The 15,421-nt window shown below is 47.1% G+C and carries 13 protein-coding genes; 5 read left to right on the forward strand and 8 right to left on the reverse strand.

What is annotated here, in order from left to right; translation table 11 throughout:
• Positions 1-475 precede the first annotated feature (475 nt).
• The 4 genes from ACO6V5_RS07025 to ACO6V5_RS07040 all read right to left on the reverse strand — a co-directional run bounded on the left by ACO6V5_RS07025 (position 476) and on the right by ACO6V5_RS07040 (position 6,149).
• Positions 476-676, reverse strand: coding sequence for a DUF2970 domain-containing protein (locus ACO6V5_RS07025; RefSeq protein WP_422133734.1), 201 nt, complete (start codon positions 674-676; stop codon positions 476-478).
• A gap of 105 nt (positions 677-781) precedes the next feature.
• Positions 782-2,350 carry a hypothetical protein gene (locus ACO6V5_RS07030; RefSeq protein WP_422408905.1) on the reverse strand — a complete coding sequence of 523 codons (1,569 nt, stop codon included), beginning with the start codon at positions 2,348-2,350 and terminating at the stop codon, positions 782-784.
• A 142-nt stretch (positions 2,351-2,492) separates the two neighbouring features.
• Positions 2,493-3,932 carry a hypothetical protein gene (locus ACO6V5_RS07035; RefSeq protein ID WP_422137941.1) on the reverse strand — a complete coding sequence of 480 codons (1,440 nt, stop codon included), beginning with the start codon at positions 3,930-3,932 and terminating at the stop codon, positions 2,493-2,495.
• Between the two features lie 255 nt (positions 3,933-4,187).
• Positions 4,188-6,149, reverse strand: a complete 1,962-nt coding sequence (locus tag ACO6V5_RS07040; protein ID WP_422137940.1) for a cation:proton antiporter — start codon at positions 6,147-6,149, stop codon at positions 4,188-4,190.
• A 123-nt stretch (positions 6,150-6,272) separates the two neighbouring features.
• On the opposite strand from ACO6V5_RS07040, the gene ACO6V5_RS07045 reads away from it, so the two are divergent.
• A complete protein-coding gene (locus ACO6V5_RS07045; protein WP_422133730.1) occupies positions 6,273-6,548 on the forward strand; it encodes a glutaredoxin family protein in 276 nt (91 codons plus the stop codon).
• Between the two features lie 88 nt (positions 6,549-6,636).
• On the forward strand, positions 6,637-7,524 hold the full coding sequence (locus ACO6V5_RS07050; protein ID WP_422441800.1) for a cation diffusion facilitator family transporter: 888 nt from the start codon (positions 6,637-6,639) through the stop codon (positions 7,522-7,524).
• Positions 7,525-7,624: 100 nt separating this feature from the next.
• On the opposite strand, the gene ACO6V5_RS07055 is transcribed toward ACO6V5_RS07050, so the two are convergent.
• The 3 genes from ACO6V5_RS07055 to ACO6V5_RS07065 form a co-directional block, all read right to left on the reverse strand.
• Positions 7,625-7,894, reverse strand: a complete 270-nt coding sequence (locus ACO6V5_RS07055; RefSeq protein ID WP_422140084.1) for a type II toxin-antitoxin system YafQ family toxin — start codon at positions 7,892-7,894, stop codon at positions 7,625-7,627.
• The gene (locus ACO6V5_RS07060) at positions 7,887-8,165 is read right to left on the reverse strand and encodes a type II toxin-antitoxin system RelB/DinJ family antitoxin (protein WP_422133727.1); all 279 of its coding nucleotides are present in this window, start codon (positions 8,163-8,165) and stop codon (positions 7,887-7,889) included. The genes ACO6V5_RS07055 and ACO6V5_RS07060 overlap by 8 nt, the downstream gene beginning before the upstream one ends.
• Before the next feature lie 195 nt (positions 8,166-8,360).
• The gene (locus tag ACO6V5_RS07065; protein WP_422137938.1) at positions 8,361-9,161 is read right to left on the reverse strand and encodes a TatD family hydrolase; all 801 of its coding nucleotides are present in this window, start codon (positions 9,159-9,161) and stop codon (positions 8,361-8,363) included.
• Between the two features lie 105 nt (positions 9,162-9,266).
• Here ACO6V5_RS07065 and ACO6V5_RS07070 point away from each other — a divergent pair, with 105 nt between their 5' ends.
• On the forward strand, positions 9,267-10,082 hold the full coding sequence (locus tag ACO6V5_RS07070; protein ID WP_422408909.1) for an MOSC domain-containing protein: 816 nt from the start codon (positions 9,267-9,269) through the stop codon (positions 10,080-10,082).
• A gap of 67 nt (positions 10,083-10,149) precedes the next feature.
• Here the strand turns inward: ACO6V5_RS07070 and xthA are convergent, their stop codons facing one another.
• Positions 10,150-10,968, reverse strand: coding sequence for an exodeoxyribonuclease III (xthA, locus tag ACO6V5_RS07075; RefSeq protein WP_422408911.1), 819 nt, complete (start codon positions 10,966-10,968; stop codon positions 10,150-10,152).
• 254 nt (positions 10,969-11,222) lie between these two features.
• On the opposite strand from xthA, the gene ACO6V5_RS07080 reads away from it, so the two are divergent.
• On the forward strand, positions 11,223-12,308 hold the full coding sequence (locus ACO6V5_RS07080; protein WP_422408913.1) for an efflux RND transporter periplasmic adaptor subunit: 1,086 nt from the start codon (positions 11,223-11,225) through the stop codon (positions 12,306-12,308).
• The gene (locus tag ACO6V5_RS07085) at positions 12,305-15,397 is read left to right on the forward strand and encodes an efflux RND transporter permease subunit (RefSeq protein WP_422408915.1); all 3,093 of its coding nucleotides are present in this window, start codon (positions 12,305-12,307) and stop codon (positions 15,395-15,397) included. Before ACO6V5_RS07080 ends, ACO6V5_RS07085 begins: the two co-directional genes overlap by 4 nt.
• Positions 15,398-15,421 lie beyond the last annotated feature (24 nt).

Below are 15,421 nucleotides of genomic sequence, written 5' to 3' on the forward strand. Positions count from 1 at the left end.
CACCTGCCCAATAAGCCAGAAATATTCGATTCCGTATGGCTGAGTACTTATCAGGCTTCTGGAAATCTGTTTCAGGCTCGATGCAGATTCCAGCTACGACCGAGAGTAGACAAGATAACAGTATTTTTGTATTTAGTAATAAAAAATTTTTTTATATAACTAGATGAAAACTGCATATCCGAAGAAATCCATGTATTCCGGAGACTGAATAGGTCGCTTTGCTTAAGTGCCACAAACACATTATTCCAGATAAACTTTTCAATCAAGACTTATGGCGCGGAAAAGGATCATTGAGCAGTTGCCCGAAAAGCGATAATCAGCTAGCTTGGAGGAGCACCATCGAATAACTGATTGAGGGAATGAGAAATGTCTCAGGGAAAGCCCATGAAAGACAGTACTGTTGATGCCATTGCAGCTGTTTCGATAGTAATGCTGATTGTTGTTACTGCTGTATACTGGGTCAGCCATCAATAAGCTACCCAGACTGACTGAGCACCAGTTTCACCAACATTACCAGGATCAGAATAAAAACAAGCGTTCCCACAATACCGGCGATGATGAAGTGCGCCGGACGTCCCTGCGAAAAATCACGCGCCCTGTTTTTTTCACTCTGCACACCAAACGCAGACGCTAAGGCGCTCTGCAGCGTTGACAGGAAGCCAGTGCCCTTTGCCATGATAATTCCCCGTTTCGTGAGTTCGTCTCATTTATTACATGCCAGTGATGAAGTCGCAAGTGATATGACAGGAGAAAAATTAACAAAGCGTGATAATCTTAAAAATCACCTCAAGGTAGACGTGTGAAAGTAGAGTTCAGACAATGTCATAAAAGTTGTAGTCGCCCAAATCATGAGATATTTTGCATAGCGATTGGTGAATCCGCTCGCAAATGTCTTACTGAATGAGTAGTTGCTGTAACTCATAAAAAGAGAGCCAGCCATTAACGCTGAATAGCGGGTAAAGTCACTGGCCCCCTGAGCCACCAGATATTTATCGGCACCATCAACCAATGCATACCCGGCTCCTTTTATGTAATGTCCACCGCATACAGTCATTCCAAGGCTATTAAACGCTTTTCCTATGGCAGCCTGTGTTATGGCTGACGGGATATAGGAAAGGCCAGATGTCACTTTTTTGGCCGGTTCCAGACTGGTGGCAGGAACAATGGTTATATCAGCTTCACCCAGAATACGATGGAAGAACAGTTGAATGCAGGCACCATTGACACTGATCGAGCAGGAGAGGAAGTGATCTGCCGGTACCGCCTTCAATATATTATTGGCATAGGTATTACCCGTAAAGGCAGTGACCATTAACTTTGTTCCATAGGGAAGGGCTGTAACTAAACTGGTGAACAGCGAGGATTTCATTTTATTAATCTCGCTATCGGTCTCTTTGGCAAATATTTTCTTCTCAGCAACCTCATTAATCGCTTTGGTCGCAATATTCGCAAACAGCTTCCACGTATAGAATATCCGCACATCAGACTCAGACATCTCTTTCTTGTTTAGAACCAGGCCCAGATTATCCCGATAATGTAAATAGGTGCAAAAAATAGCAAGAGACAAAGTGTAACCGCTGGCATCTATCTGAGGTGTGATGTAAGACCAATTATGATCTCTGATCAAAAGCGGTATTATATCCCCCAATGCCAGAGCTTCTGCCAGTATTTGAGCGTTGGCGAAATGTCCATAATATCCGTCACTGGTATCAACAGGTCCCGAGCTGAAGAGCAGGGAATTGAAAAGTTTGAGAAGAACAGTCAGTGATTTACCGGTGTAATAAACAATGTTATTCCTTATGACCAGACTGTCTCCATTCTCCTTATTTTGATAAACATGGACTTTTTCCAGCCAGTCCGTACCAAGTTCAGGCAGATCTGACTCCTGAAATAAAGCCGTTTTTGTTTCCGAATCAGTAGCGGTAGGACAATCCATTTTCGCAGTACAATGTAACTGGGCATCTTTTTCTAATGATGAATGATCAGAGCCTGAGGATGCTTCGGCTGGCTTTATCTGCGTAAGTACCGTAAAGCGCACAATCTCTGTCAGCTGCTTTGAAGTTTCCTGTTGATTGAAAAGGTAAATCTCAACATCACACTTGAGTCTCTGCTGATTACAGGGTGCCCGAATTTCGTGATCCAGACTTCTTGCCTTTAACAAGCCAGGTAATGTCACCTCGAGATATTCTCTTGCCTCTTCCGAATACATATCCGGTAACTCAGTTATGATAAATTCTACGGACTCCTGCTCTTGTATAGCATCAACACCAAAGTGCTGCTGAAACCAGGCAGCATGTACATCGATTCCCGTTTCAAAACCCGGAGCCGGAGCAGTATGAGGATCACGCAACTTCGAGTTTGTTTGGCCAACACAGAGAGAAGTGAAGCAAGCAGATAAAACCAAAAAAATTAACTGTTTGAGCATTAATTGCATAGAGCATCCTTTAATAATAAAAACACCTGAAAGCTTGAGGGGTTTGATAACTGAGACCTTAAGGTCTTGGCTTACAGGCATAGTCATAATTTCCCATCACGGTATGACCAAGTGCCAGTACCTTTCCTGCAGTCGGATAAGAATGACTTACCAGTGCAGAGCCCGTTTCGTAGATCATGATTAACCCGGAGCCCTGGAGTATGTACATCATCATCGATCCGGGGAAGTATCGGAGGTTGAGGTAAAGCGAACCTGCCGTAATAGCGCCTCCCATGGCGAGCCCTGCCGTATCTTTAGCAATCGGATGATCGAACAGGTTTCGACCCAGAGTGATCGCCATTTCAGTGTTGACCAGACCCGCTGCTTCTAGAGCATTCACAAGATAGACCCAGGGCAAACCACTGGATAATTTCAATAAGGCCAGACCGCTCATGCTGGCCATAGAAACAGAAGCTAACCCTTTACATAAAACCAGTTTTTCTGACTCCCCATAGTGGGCATGAGGTAAAACATGATCAAAGTTTGCCATACAGTAATTCTCAAGAGAGCCAATGGTTTCATAAGCGGCACTGATCATCAGGCCGCCCGATAGGGATACGTGGTAGTATTTTCGACCGACATAACGAGCCATCGCCAATGAATACTGCTCAATATCTTTGGCGTTTATACCTTCCATGGCTGCTGAGTTGAGCAGACCCGTGTTTACCACCCCAGCCAGAAGGACAACGTAGATGGTTGTTACATCTCTTGATGCTGCCGCAGTCGCTTCGTAACTTGTAAAGCCTTTACTCAGGTAGATATTTTTTAAGTGAGTTCTCAGGGCTGATGCCATATTGCTGGTGACACCAATGGATTTAGCTCCGATGGCGAAATTTTCCAGCATATTCACTCCGGGTCCCGGAGATGGATTGTTGGCATTATAAAATTCAGCGAATAAATTAAGGCCAACAAATGAAAGGCCCGTCAGGACGTAACCGGCTGAAGGTTCTTCCTTATAACGCTGAGTCTCGTTGCTTTCTGTCGTTTTTATTTGGTCTAACACCTTTTCGACTTCGCGGTATTCTGCAACAGGTAGAGCGTATTCGTTGGTGAAGCTGGTCTGAGGGATGGACCAGGAAAGAATGGTGACCAGATTCAACAGAAAAACAGGCTTGTGCCAGTAATTATGAGGATCAACTCCGCCTGCTATTGAATTGGTAAAAGCTGATCCCAACAATGCGAAACCACCAAACTTGATTAATGAGGCGGATGGAAGACTGTTAAAATAATTAAAATTAGTCTCGTAGTCATTGCAGAAAAAAGGTTCTTGCTGCTGGATCAGGGTAGTATTCTGAGGAAGTTCTTCTCTGGAAACAATCGGATGTCCTTCCATGCCGGAGAAGTAGGGTGGCAAGTAAAATTCAAGAAAGATGGCGTGACTGTTTAAGGGCTTTATGGTCAGAATCAACATCAGCAAAAAACACGAACTGAGGGACAGCCGAATCGATCGAATGACCATAGTATTCACCTATTTTAATATTATAAAAGTTTTTGTTAACGCCCTGTTTTACACAGAAGTCCTTTCGAAAATTCATTATAGTGTCTGTTTGAATAATTATTAGGTTATTCTTGTATCATATTGAAATGAATGGAGTTCTTTTTATTATATAAATGGTGACTGTTATCTCAGGCAGTTATCTCACACTGAAAAAAGCTAAATGTTTCGGAAGGGTTTTGAGAATGTGGCAGCCCGTATTTCAGGACTGCCAAAATATCAGATAAGGTTCTTTTCAGATTGCTGCATAGGTGCAAGAGGCCCGGTCAGAATAACAATATCGTCTTGTTCGAGGGCATCCACTTCTTCCGGATCCAGACTTTGGCCGTCCCGTTTTACTTCAACAACAGAAACATCGTCTTCAAGCGGTAAATCACGGGGATTCAATCCTTCACAGGTATTACCCCGGCAAACGTTAACAGCATGCCGTAAAGAAGTTTCCTCGCTGTCTCCCATAACATCTTCATAGCCGGGATAGTAACCATTGAGAATATCGTATTGTTGTTCTCTGGCTTTATGGATCTTGTCTCTGACCTGATTACGATCTATGCCCAGCATTAACAGAACATGCTTGACGATCAACAAACTGGATTCGAGCACTTCAGGAATAACGGCTGTGGCACCGGCCTTTTTGAGTGAGTCTGTTAGACTGTCATCCTGGGTTCTGACCAGAATGGGAATATCCTGATAATGGGAACGAATTGTTTTGACAATCTCCAGGGCATTTTCACTGCGATCGATACAGACAATGACTTGCCTGGCGCGTTTCAAACCAACTGACTCCAGAAGCTCCAAACGACGCGAGTCTCCATAAAAGACAGGTTCGCCTGCAAGTCCGGCTTCATGAACATGTAAGGGGTCATTATCTACTGCTACAAAGGCCAGCTTTTCCTGCCCCAGGAATCGGCTTATTGTCTGTCCCACACGGCCGTAGCCGCAAATGAGGGTATGCTGTCTGATGTGGGAGACCTGCTGCTCAATATCGCCCTGATCAATTTGGGACTGTATAGCCTCCTGTTTCTTATATAAAAGATTGACAATTTTGCTGCTGTTTCTGATGAGCAATGGCGCCAGAATCATGGATAGAATAGTGATGGCCAGCACCACGGAAGCTCTTTCTCCCTCCGTTTGGCCATATTGAGTAGCCAGAGCAATGAGGGCAAAACAGAATTCCCCCCCCTGAGCCAGAGCCAGACCGGTTTTGAGTGAAGTGCTTTTTTTCTCTCTGAGCACCCTTGCCAGTAGCGTAATGATACCCAGTTTGAAGATGACCAGACCCACTGTACCCAGGATAATCGCTGGCCAGAAATTCAGCAGGATATTCAGATCCAGCATCAGCCCGACGGAGACAAAGAACAGTCCCAGTAAAATATCCCGGAAAGGTCGGATATCCGCTTCCACCTGATGCTTATAGTTACTCTCACCCATCATCATGCCAGCAATAAAACCACCCAGAGCCATGGACAAACCCAGAACATGGGTTAACCAGGCCGCCATCAGAGCAACCATGAGAGCGGTTAATACAAATAACTCTTCAGAGCGGGCCCTCGCGACTTCGTTGAAGACTCTGGGCAAAATCCATTTACCAACGGCCATCATGAGAAGGACAAAAAGCAGGCCCTTGGCCAGAGCCATGCTAATGGTGGTGAAGACTGATTTGTCTCCCGCCCCCGCCAGGGCTGGAACCAGAATCAGGAACAGAACTGCGGCAATGTCCTGGAACAGCAGCACACCAATCGCCATCTGGCCCTGACGACTGCGAATTTCATTGCTCTGGGTCAACTCTTTGGAAACAATCGCAGTAGAAGATAAAGCAAGAGCTGCTGCGACGATCAAAGCTTCTTTTACTGATGTTCCAACCACCAGCAAAACCGCAAAGATTCCTGCCCCACACAAGAGGACCTGCCCGCCCCCAAGCCCAAACACTTCCCGCTTCATGGACTTAATTCGTTTAAGCGAAAACTCCAGACCAAGAGTAAACAGCAGGAAGACCACGCCAATTTCTGCCAGCAAGCTGATATCAAAGCTATGATCGATCAAGCCGGTAGCGGTGGGGCCAAGCACGATACCCACCGCCAGATAGCCAAGGCTTTCGGGCAGATTCAGGCGATGAAACAGAGCAATGGCTCCCACGGAGAGAGCCAGAATTAACATCAATTGATTGAAAAAAGTAAAGTCCATCGTTTATAGGGCCTGGTTATTCTTTTTACAGTGAAAATACAGCTCTCTAGCAAAATTTTGGGGTGAGCTAAATGAACGGTTACAATTGTATCCGACTTAGCCTCCCGCTGTTCAGGAAAACTTGTGCTGCACTTATCTTTCTATACCACATCTGGTTGCCATCTGTGTGATCATGTTGAAGAGTTCCTTATAATTCTCGGCCAACATCCCCAACTTCATAGTCAATTCTGTTGGTCGGCGGTTGAAATCAGCGTATCTGACGATTTGATTGAACGATATGGTGTCCGAATCCCGGTGATCGCTACCGAAGAGGGCGACGAGATAGGCTGGCCGTTTGAAATGGAAGAGCTCGGAGAATGGATCTATAACCACCTGACTGAGCATTCATCCCGGAGTTGATGGCTTCTTAGTCAGGCTCCTAGGATTTTTATTACAGATTCAGTATTCTGAAACTAGGGAAACAGTTTACACAACATTGATGGATCGTATGTCTACAGCCTTTAAAAAAATCTCTGACAGCCATGAAAAGTTAATGAAGCTCGCTTCAATGGCCTCAGTCACAACTGCCGCCATCCTCTTATTCGTTAAAATTGCCGCCTGGTTTATGACCGGTTCTCTGAGTGTTCTGGCAACACTGCTGGATTCTGTCATGGATGTGGTTGCCTCGGTGATCACACTCGTGGCAGTCAAAATTTCCCTCGAACCTGCCGATAAAGAGCATCGATTTGGCCATGGCAAAGCTGAGTATCTGGCTGTTCTGGCTCAATCTGCTTTTATTTCTGGCTCGGCCATTATTTTGTTTCTCAGCGCAACTGACCAGCTGTTAGGAGAGGAAGGCAGCGTTGACAATGAAACAGTGGGCATGACCGTCATGCTTTTCTCGATCGTGGTGACTCTCATACTTCTGTCTATACAAAACTATGTTGTGAAGAAGACCGGATCTGCTGCCATTGCTGCAGATTCCGCACATTACCGGGTCGACCTGCTCACCAATGCCTCTGTTATTATTGCGCTCTATGGTGCCAGTCAGGGTTACTTCTATCTTGATCCGGGATTTGCTCTCCTGATTTCGATTTATATGCTGGTCAGTGTTGGCAAAATGGCGTGGGATGCGGTTCAGCAGCTTATGGACCATTCATTGCCAGAGCAGCAGGTTCAGGACATTGAACGCATTGTGCTGGCTATTGAAGGGGTTCTTGGCATCCATGAGATGAGAACCCGTATTTCTGGTCGGGTTCCCTTTATCCAGATGCACATCGACCTTGATGGTGATCAGAGCTTGCACGAGGCTCATGACATTGGTCAGGCTGCGGAAGATGCCATTATGGCGTTCCTTCCCAATGCCGACGTCATTGTTCATCTGGATCCAAATTGAAAAAGCTAGTGCACCCAAGCCTTGATATTCATAGAGCCCACTCGTTCCTGGAGGTAACCCATCAATTATATTGAAACCGGCTACGGGAATGACTGACTTGCTAAAATAAGTCACTGTGAGAACCAATGCGAGCCAATTGCAGTTTTCTATCGTGGATGCGGTAGATCAATACCAAATCGGGTTTGATATGGCAGTCCCGGAAGCCGAGCCAGTCGCCAACCAATGCATGATCCATATGGCGGGCATCCAGCGTTTGGCCTCGCTGTAAAGTACCAATAACATCACCTACGGCAATAATATCTGCAATGGCCAGTTTGGTGATCTTTTTAAAGTCCTTCTTAAACTGATTGGAATATTCCAGGCTATACATCATTTACCTTGCCATCAGTCAGCTCATTCATTAAAACACTGACGGATTCGGCGCTTTGACCTTTGCCTTCATACAGTTCTTTCATTGCAGCCACCGAGGTTTTGTTGGGCTTCTGAACTCGCAGTTCAAAGGGGATTCCACCGTGATTGATTACCGCTTTGGCAAAGAGATTAATAGCCTGAGAAGTACTTAAACCAACAGCTTCGCAGATATTAGTAAAGGCGGCCTTGGTATCGTGATCGATACGGGCACTGAGCATTTCCTGCTTCATGTTTTACTCTCTATAAGTCAAATATGTATTACATTGCTATACATTGTACAACGAATTGTAGAAAGATATCGGCGATATTCAAGTGCAGTTGATGTCGCTTCCCTGGCTAAAAAAAGGAAATCCGGTCAAGGAAACCCGCCCTGAAGAGGTTGTCGCAAAACTCCAACCACTCTGCGCGGGAAGGCAAATGTATAGTTACCGCTTCACCAGTCCGAAAAAGCTACTGGCCGTTTCTGATGTCTCTCTGGCCACTTGTTCATAGGTTTTTCCCGTTTGCTCGGCAATGGTTTTCACTACCCAGGACAAAAAGGCAGGCTCATTCCTCCTGCTCTTTGGTTTTTTGTCCATGCTTCTGGGCAGAAGCCAGGGGGCATCAGTTTCTATCATCAGGCGATTTGCCGGAATCTCTTTCAGTAATGAATGCAGGTGCGTACCACGCCTTTCATCACAAACCCAGCCGGTTATGCCAATGTGCAGATCCAGATCAAGGTATTGATAGAGCGCTTTTTTGTCGGCTGTAAAACAATGCACAACCAGCCCATCAAGATGATCTCTGAACTCTCTGGCAATGGCTGTAAAACGCTCAGCTGCATCGCGTTCATGGCAGAAAGCAGGAAGACCTGCTTCAACGGCCAGCTGTAACTGTTGCTGAAAAACGGTTTCCTGAATCGGTCTGGGTGAAAAATCCCGATTAAAGTCCAGACCCATTTCACCCGCAGCAACTACTGGCGGTGCCTGAAACAGCTCTTTCAGGACTTTGTAACAGGACTCTGTGGCATTTTTTGCATCGTGCGGATGAATACCGGCCGTTGAGTAGCAGTAATCGGAATACTTTTCGGCCAGTTCCAATGCCTGCTGAGACTCAACAACAGAGGTTCCTGTAAGAACCATCGTATTCACGCCTGCTTTAACGGCACGCGCCACGACTTCATCCCGATCCTCTGAAAATTGCTTATCGGTGAGGTTCACACCGATGTCCACCAGATTAGGGTTCATAAAACCTCGAAGTTACAGGTAAAAATCTGGTACATTCTCTCCAAAATAAGGTGGGCATGGCAATCGGGCTATGCGCTCAATCTTTAAATTCATAGTGAGACTTTAATGACTCATTCTGCCCTGACTGTGTCCCATCTTGCCATTCACCCGGTGAAGTCACTCAAGAAGATTTCAGTCGATCAGGCTGTTATTGATCCTATGGGATTTATTAATGATCGACGCTGGCTGGTCGTCGAGCCCGATGGCAAATTTATGACCCAGCGCCATTATCCAAAAATGGCATTGATTGCTGCCATTCCAGACGAAGGTGGATTGAACCTGTCTGCACCGGGCATGTCTGATCTCATCATTAAAGACCCGGAGCAAGCGTCTGCAGCCTCGCAAAAGCCTGTTGTGGTTTGGAAAGATGAAATGCAGGCGCTTGATGCGGGCGATGCCGCATCCCGATGGCTCACGGAATGTCTTGGCTTGCCATGCAGAATGGTTAAGTTCTCAAATCAGGTGCATCGTCAGGTGGATCTTCGTTTTGCCAATGAGGGCGACTGCACGGCTTTTGCTGATGGTTTCCCTTTTCTTCTGACCACAGAAGCTTCATTGCAGGAGCTTAACAGCCGCCTTGATACTCCGGTCACCATGGACCGTTTCAGACCCAATATTGTCGTTCAGGGCAACGAGGCTTATGCAGAAGATCGTTGGAAAAGAATCAAAATAGGTGAGGTGGTTTTCCGTGTCGCCAAGCCTTGCAGTCGATGTGTCATGACAACGGTTGATCCGGCAACAGGCGCCAAGACAGGAAAAGATCCGCTATTGACATTGTCAGGTTACAGAAGAACGGAGATGGGCGTCATTTTTGGACAAAACCTGATCCATGAATCAGAAGGCATTATCCGATTGGGCGACACCGTTGAGATTATCGAATAGTCTCAAAGAGCATTATAAAAATACTCTAGCCTCTTGATATAAGAGGCTATTTTGCATCAGATAACAATCAAACGTCGAATTCTACCCAGAGAGGAGCATGATCTGAAGGCTTCTCAAGACCACGAATATCGTAATCAATGCCCGTTGCTTTGCAGTGCGTCATCAAAGAGTCCGTTGCGATAACACCATCTATTCGAAGACCTCGTTTGGGCTCACGATCAAATCCACGACTGCGGTAGTCAAACCAGCTGTAAAGTTCTTCGCTGTTCTTTTCAGGGCACACACGAAAGCAATCATTGAAGCCCCAGGCCAGAAGACGATCAAACCACTCTCTTTCTTCCGGCAGGAAACTGCATTTTCCAGTCCTTAGCCAGCGCTTTGCATTATCGGGACCGATACCAATGTCAGTATCCGTGTGGGAGATATTAAAGTCGCCCATAACCAGCAGAGGTTGACCCGGTGAATACTCTTTTTCCAGAGTGCTCATCAGATCCTGATAAAAAGCCTGCTTGGCTGGAAACTTGGTAGGGTGATCACGGCTCTCGCCCTGAGGGAAATAACCATTAATGACGGTAAAGGATTGGCCACTGTCGGTCTGGTATTCTCCGGTGATAAGACGCCTTTGGGCGTCAGGGCCATCGGTTTTGAAACCTTTCTCAACCCGGACAGGCTTTTTACGGCTCATTAAGGCAACACCATAGTGTGTTTTCTGTCCAAAATACTCAACATGATAACCCAGGGCTTCAATGGCCTCGACCGGGAAATCTTCATCAGTGACTTTGATCTCCTGCAGTCCAATGACCTCCGGCTGATGCTTTTCGATCAGTGCCTTGAGTTGATGCAGACGAACACGGATTCCATTGACATTGAATGTAATGACTTTCATAACCTTGAAACGGCTTCCTTGGGTGGTATCAGCTGCATCATAGCCGAAAAGCTCCAGGGTTATAAGCTGAAGAATCAGGGCCAAAGGTCAGAGAAGTGCAAATATATCAGCCTTTGCTTGCTGCTCAATGGTCAGCTTTTATATAGTTTCCTTTAAAGAATCGTACAAGGTCGTACGACATCTCAGGAACCATCACGACACATTGCGAACACTCTATGCCTGACATTAATCGATCCTGGATCCTTGCTGGAGGAATGGCTGGGCTTTTAGGAATCTATCTGCTGACCGCAGATGTGACTTCCATGTCCGATACCGGTAGATCCTCATCTGTGGCGAAAAACAGGCCTGTTGCTGAATTACCACTGACCAGAGTCTCAGCCAAAGTTTTTCCTGTTGAATCCATTCATCGTACGCTTAGCTTATTTGGCGAAACCCAGCCCGACAGGATCGTGACGATCAGTGCAGAAATCTCTGCCAGAGTGCTAGTCGCAACCGGCCAGAAAGGGCAGCTCATGAAAAGTGGAGAAGCTATCGTCACTTTGAAAGAGGGGGCATTACCGGCCCAGATTGCCACTGCCAAAGCCAGAGTCCGAAAAGCTGAGCTGGACTATGAATCAGCACTGTCACTGAAAAGTAAAAACCTGATTGCTGAGAATGATTTGCCACGACTGGAAGTGGACCTGAGCGAAGCGCGATCAGCTCTTGCAACGCTTGAAATTGATTTCGATAACACCCGAATCCGTGCTCCGGTAACCGGCATTCTGAATGACCGGTTTGTTGAGCAGGGTGATTATATTGAAACAGGGAAACCCGTCGCCGAGATACTCGATCTTGATCCTCTGGTGGTTGCCGTTGATGTTCCCCAGTCACATATTGCTGCAGTTACCCTGGGTGATAGCGCGGATATTCGTTTTGCTTCCGGTGAAACAGTCTCTGCAAAAGTTCGCAACATTGCCCGTCTGGCGGAATCGGGCACCCGAACCTTTAAGGTAGAACTCAGTCTGCCCAATGCAGCTATGGAGACACCGGCCGGTTTGAGTGTTGAGGCTGAACTTCAACTGGAACAAGTTGAAGCCATCAAGGCTTCACCGGCCTTATTAAGTCTGGATGAGACCGGTAACCCCGGCATCAAATGGGTGGATGAACAGGATCAGGTGCACTTCACTGCCGTTGATATTGTCAAATCTGAAGCCAGCGGTATCTGGCTTGGCGGTATTCCTGCCAGTGCCAGACTCATCACCAGAGGACAGGGTTTTGTCAGGGAAGGGGACCGGGTGATGGTTGAACTGGAGCAGGCTCTTGCGGCTAAAGGAGACAAGCTTGCAGGGGATACACCATGAGCAGCCTGATTGGCCTGTCGCTGGATCGCAGTCGTACAGTTCTGATGATGTTTATTCTGATTCTTATTTCGGGGATGGTCTCCTACCTGACGATTCCCAGAGAATCTTCGCCTGATATTCCAATTCCCTTCGTATATGTTTCCGTCAGCTACGAAGGCATTTCACCGGAAGATTCAGAAAGATTACTGATTCTGCCTCTGGAAAAAGAGCTCCAGGGACTTGAAGGCGTCAAGGAACTCTCTGCAACGGCTTCACAATCTCATGCCTCTGTCACACTTGAGTTTGAGGCTGGTATGGAGCTTGATAAAGCGCTTGCCGATGTCCGCGACAAGGTGAACCTGGCAAAAAGCAAGCTGCCAGATGGAACCGATGAGCCCGTCATTGAACAAATTACCATGGCCAGCGTAAACCCTGTGATGACTGCTATTCTCTCGGGCCATCTTCCTGAAAGAACCATGGTAAAGATTGCCCGAGCCCTGAAGGATGAGTTGGAAGCCCGCAAGGCGATTCTGGAAGTAGATATCGCTGGTGACAGGGAAGAAGTCGTAGACGTTATTATCGACCCTATGAAGCTGGAAAGTTATGGTCTGGTGCCTGCCGATGTCATTAACCTGGTTTCTCAGAATAATCAGCTGGTCGCTGCTGGCAGCATGGATACCGGCCAGGGTAGTTACTCTGTTAAAGTCCCTGCCGTTTACAAAACCCCGGCAGATATTCTTTCCCAACCAGTAAAAGTAGAAGAGAACCGGGTAGTGACCTTTGCAGATGTCGCTACCGTCCTGAGTACGTTTAAAGAGGGCGGAGGCTATGCCCGCCTGAACGGCGAAAACAGTATTGCCCTGGAAATAAAAAAGCGCCCCGGTGAGAACATTATCGAAGCCATTGAAGTGGCAAAAACTATCATCAATCATGGTATTGCAGCCGGACCCGAGACGTTGAAAGTGGATTACGTGGGTGATCAGTCCGAAGAAATAAAAAGGATGCTGACTGACTTGCAGAACAACGTCCTGTCTGCAGTGATTCTCGTTGTTATCATTATTATTGGTGCCCTGGGGGCTCGCAGTGCCTTTCTGGTGGGCATCGCAATACCCGGTTCATTCCTGTCGGGCATTCTGATTCTGGAGATTATGGGTCTGACCATTAATATGGTCGTGCTTTTCTCGCTGATTATGGCGGTAGGTATGCTGGTTGATGGCGCTATTGTTGTCACAGAATATGCAGACAGGAGAATGGGGGAGGGGATTCATCGCCAACAGGCCTATCTCGAAGCCTCTCGCAAAATGGCCTGGCCCATCACCGCCTCCACAGCCACAACACTGGCAGCATTCTTTCCACTGATGTTCTGGCCGGGAATGATGGGGGAGTTTATGAAGTACTTGCCCCTGACTCTGATTGCAACACTGGCTTCTTCACTGATCATGGCCCTGATTTTCATCCCGACGCTGGGTGCCATGATTGGCAAACCCCGCTCACTGGGGGCTGGAGAAAAAGCATCCATGCAGGCTGTTGAGTCAGGCGAATTTGATCAGACCACCGGATTCACCGGACGATATGTTTCAGTTTTAGCCCGCGCGATAGACAACCCTGGCAAGGTGTTACTTTTTACCTGCATCACGGTAGCGCTGATTTTTACTCTTTTTATCAAGACTTCCCGTGGTGTTGAATTCTTCCCTGATGTAGATACTGATGCCATTATCATTACCGTAAAAGTGAACTCAGGGAACCTTTCCGTTGACGAAAAAGATGCCCTGATGGCAAACATAGAAGCCCGCCTGCTGGATCTGCCTGGCATGGAGACACTCTATGCCAGAACCGGAGATAACCAGGTTGTAGGGACCTTAAGAATCAATCTTGAAGACTGGCAGTACCGTGACACAACCTTGACCATAGCCCGGTATGCTGAACAAAGATTGTCAGCATTCTCAGGGCTGGACATAGCCGTTGAACGTGTCAAGGATGGTCCTCCCGGCAGCAAGCCGCTGGAGCTGATTGTCAGGGCCGACAATCTTTACACTCTATACAATGCAGTAGCTAAGGCAAGAAACCTGCTCGAGAATCTGGGTTCTTTTACCAATATTGAAGATTCAGGGCCAGCACCCGGTTACGAGTGGCGTCTGAGTATTGATCGTGCTGAAGCTGCCCGATATGGAGCCGACGTTACAACAACCGGTAGTATGGTAAGAATGGTGACATCCGGATTAACAGTGGGGTCCTATCGCCCTGATGATTCCGACGATGAGGTGGATATACGCATCCGTTACCCTGAAAGTGAACGACATCTGGAAAGTATTGACCAGCTTCGTCTAATGACTTCTTCCGGACTGGTGCCCATCAGTAACTTTACAGAGCGAGAAGTCACTGGCAAGCTCGATAATATCAAGCGCATAGACGGTAAACGAAGCATCACTCTTTCAGCTGATCTGGTTGCTGGAGAGCTGCTTTCACAACAAATTCCGTTACTGACCCAAGCGTTAGCAGCGGCCAATTTTGGCGATGGTGTCAGCTTTGACTTTAAGGGCGAGGAAGAGGACCAGAAAGAGAGCGGACAATTCCTGATGCAAGCATTCAGCGTCGCACTGTTTGTCATGGCCATGATCCTGGTCACCCAGTTCAACAGTTTCTATCAGGCTGCATTAATTATGTCAGCCGTGATATTGGCCACCGGTGGCGTCTTCCTGGGACTGATGATCACCGGTCAGAGCTTTGGCATCGTTATGTGTGGCATCGGCATTATTGCCCTGGCGGGGATTGTCGTGAATAACAATATTGTTTTGATCGATACTTTCAATAGTCTTAAAAGAGAAGGGCACAGTGTACGAGAAGCGATTCTCAGAACTGGCGCTCAGCGTCTCAGGCCCGTTATGCTGACAACCATCACGACCGTATTGGGCCTGATGCCCATGGTATTGTCGATGAACATCAATATGTTTGATCATTCCATCGAGATTGGAGCACCCTCCACCCAGATGTGGAATCAGCTGGCGACCTCAATAGCAGGGGGGCTGACCTTTGCCACTCTGTTAACACTGCTGGTGACCCCCTGCCTGCTGATGATCTCCGGGAAATGGCGAACTCGTTCATTTCGCTGATCTCTCAAAAGGGCATAATGCTTA

This window comes from Endozoicomonas sp. ALD068, from assembly GCF_049310145.1.
GTDB lineage: Bacteria > Pseudomonadota > Gammaproteobacteria > Pseudomonadales > Endozoicomonadaceae > Endozoicomonas_A.

Coding starts and splice junctions, on each gene's coding strand:
- ACO6V5_RS07080 (WP_422408913.1), top strand. CDS start 11,223: ATGGCTGGGCTTTTAGGAATCTATCTGCTGACCGCAGATGTGACTTCC.
- ACO6V5_RS07050 (WP_422441800.1), top strand. CDS start 6,637: ATGTCTACAGCCTTTAAAAAAATCTCTGACAGCCATGAAAAGTTAATG.
- ACO6V5_RS07065 (WP_422137938.1), bottom strand. CDS start 9,161: ATGAACCCTAATCTGGTGGACATCGGTGTGAACCTCACCGATAAGCAA.
- ACO6V5_RS07040 (WP_422137940.1), bottom strand. CDS start 6,149: ATGGACTTTACTTTTTTCAATCAATTGATGTTAATTCTGGCTCTCTCC.
- ACO6V5_RS07055 (WP_422140084.1), bottom strand. CDS start 7,894: ATGTATAGCCTGGAATATTCCAATCAGTTTAAGAAGGACTTTAAAAAG.
- xthA (WP_422408911.1), bottom strand. CDS start 10,968: ATGAAAGTCATTACATTCAATGTCAATGGAATCCGTGTTCGTCTGCAT.
- ACO6V5_RS07025 (WP_422133734.1), bottom strand. CDS start 676: ATGGCAAAGGGCACTGGCTTCCTGTCAACGCTGCAGAGCGCCTTAGCG.
- ACO6V5_RS07085 (WP_422408915.1), top strand. CDS start 12,305: ATGAGCAGCCTGATTGGCCTGTCGCTGGATCGCAGTCGTACAGTTCTG.
- ACO6V5_RS07070 (WP_422408909.1), top strand. CDS start 9,267: ATGACTCATTCTGCCCTGACTGTGTCCCATCTTGCCATTCACCCGGTG.
- ACO6V5_RS07060 (WP_422133727.1), bottom strand. CDS start 8,165: ATGAAGCAGGAAATGCTCAGTGCCCGTATCGATCACGATACCAAGGCC.
- ACO6V5_RS07035 (WP_422137941.1), bottom strand. CDS start 3,932: ATGGTCATTCGATCGATTCGGCTGTCCCTCAGTTCGTGTTTTTTGCTG.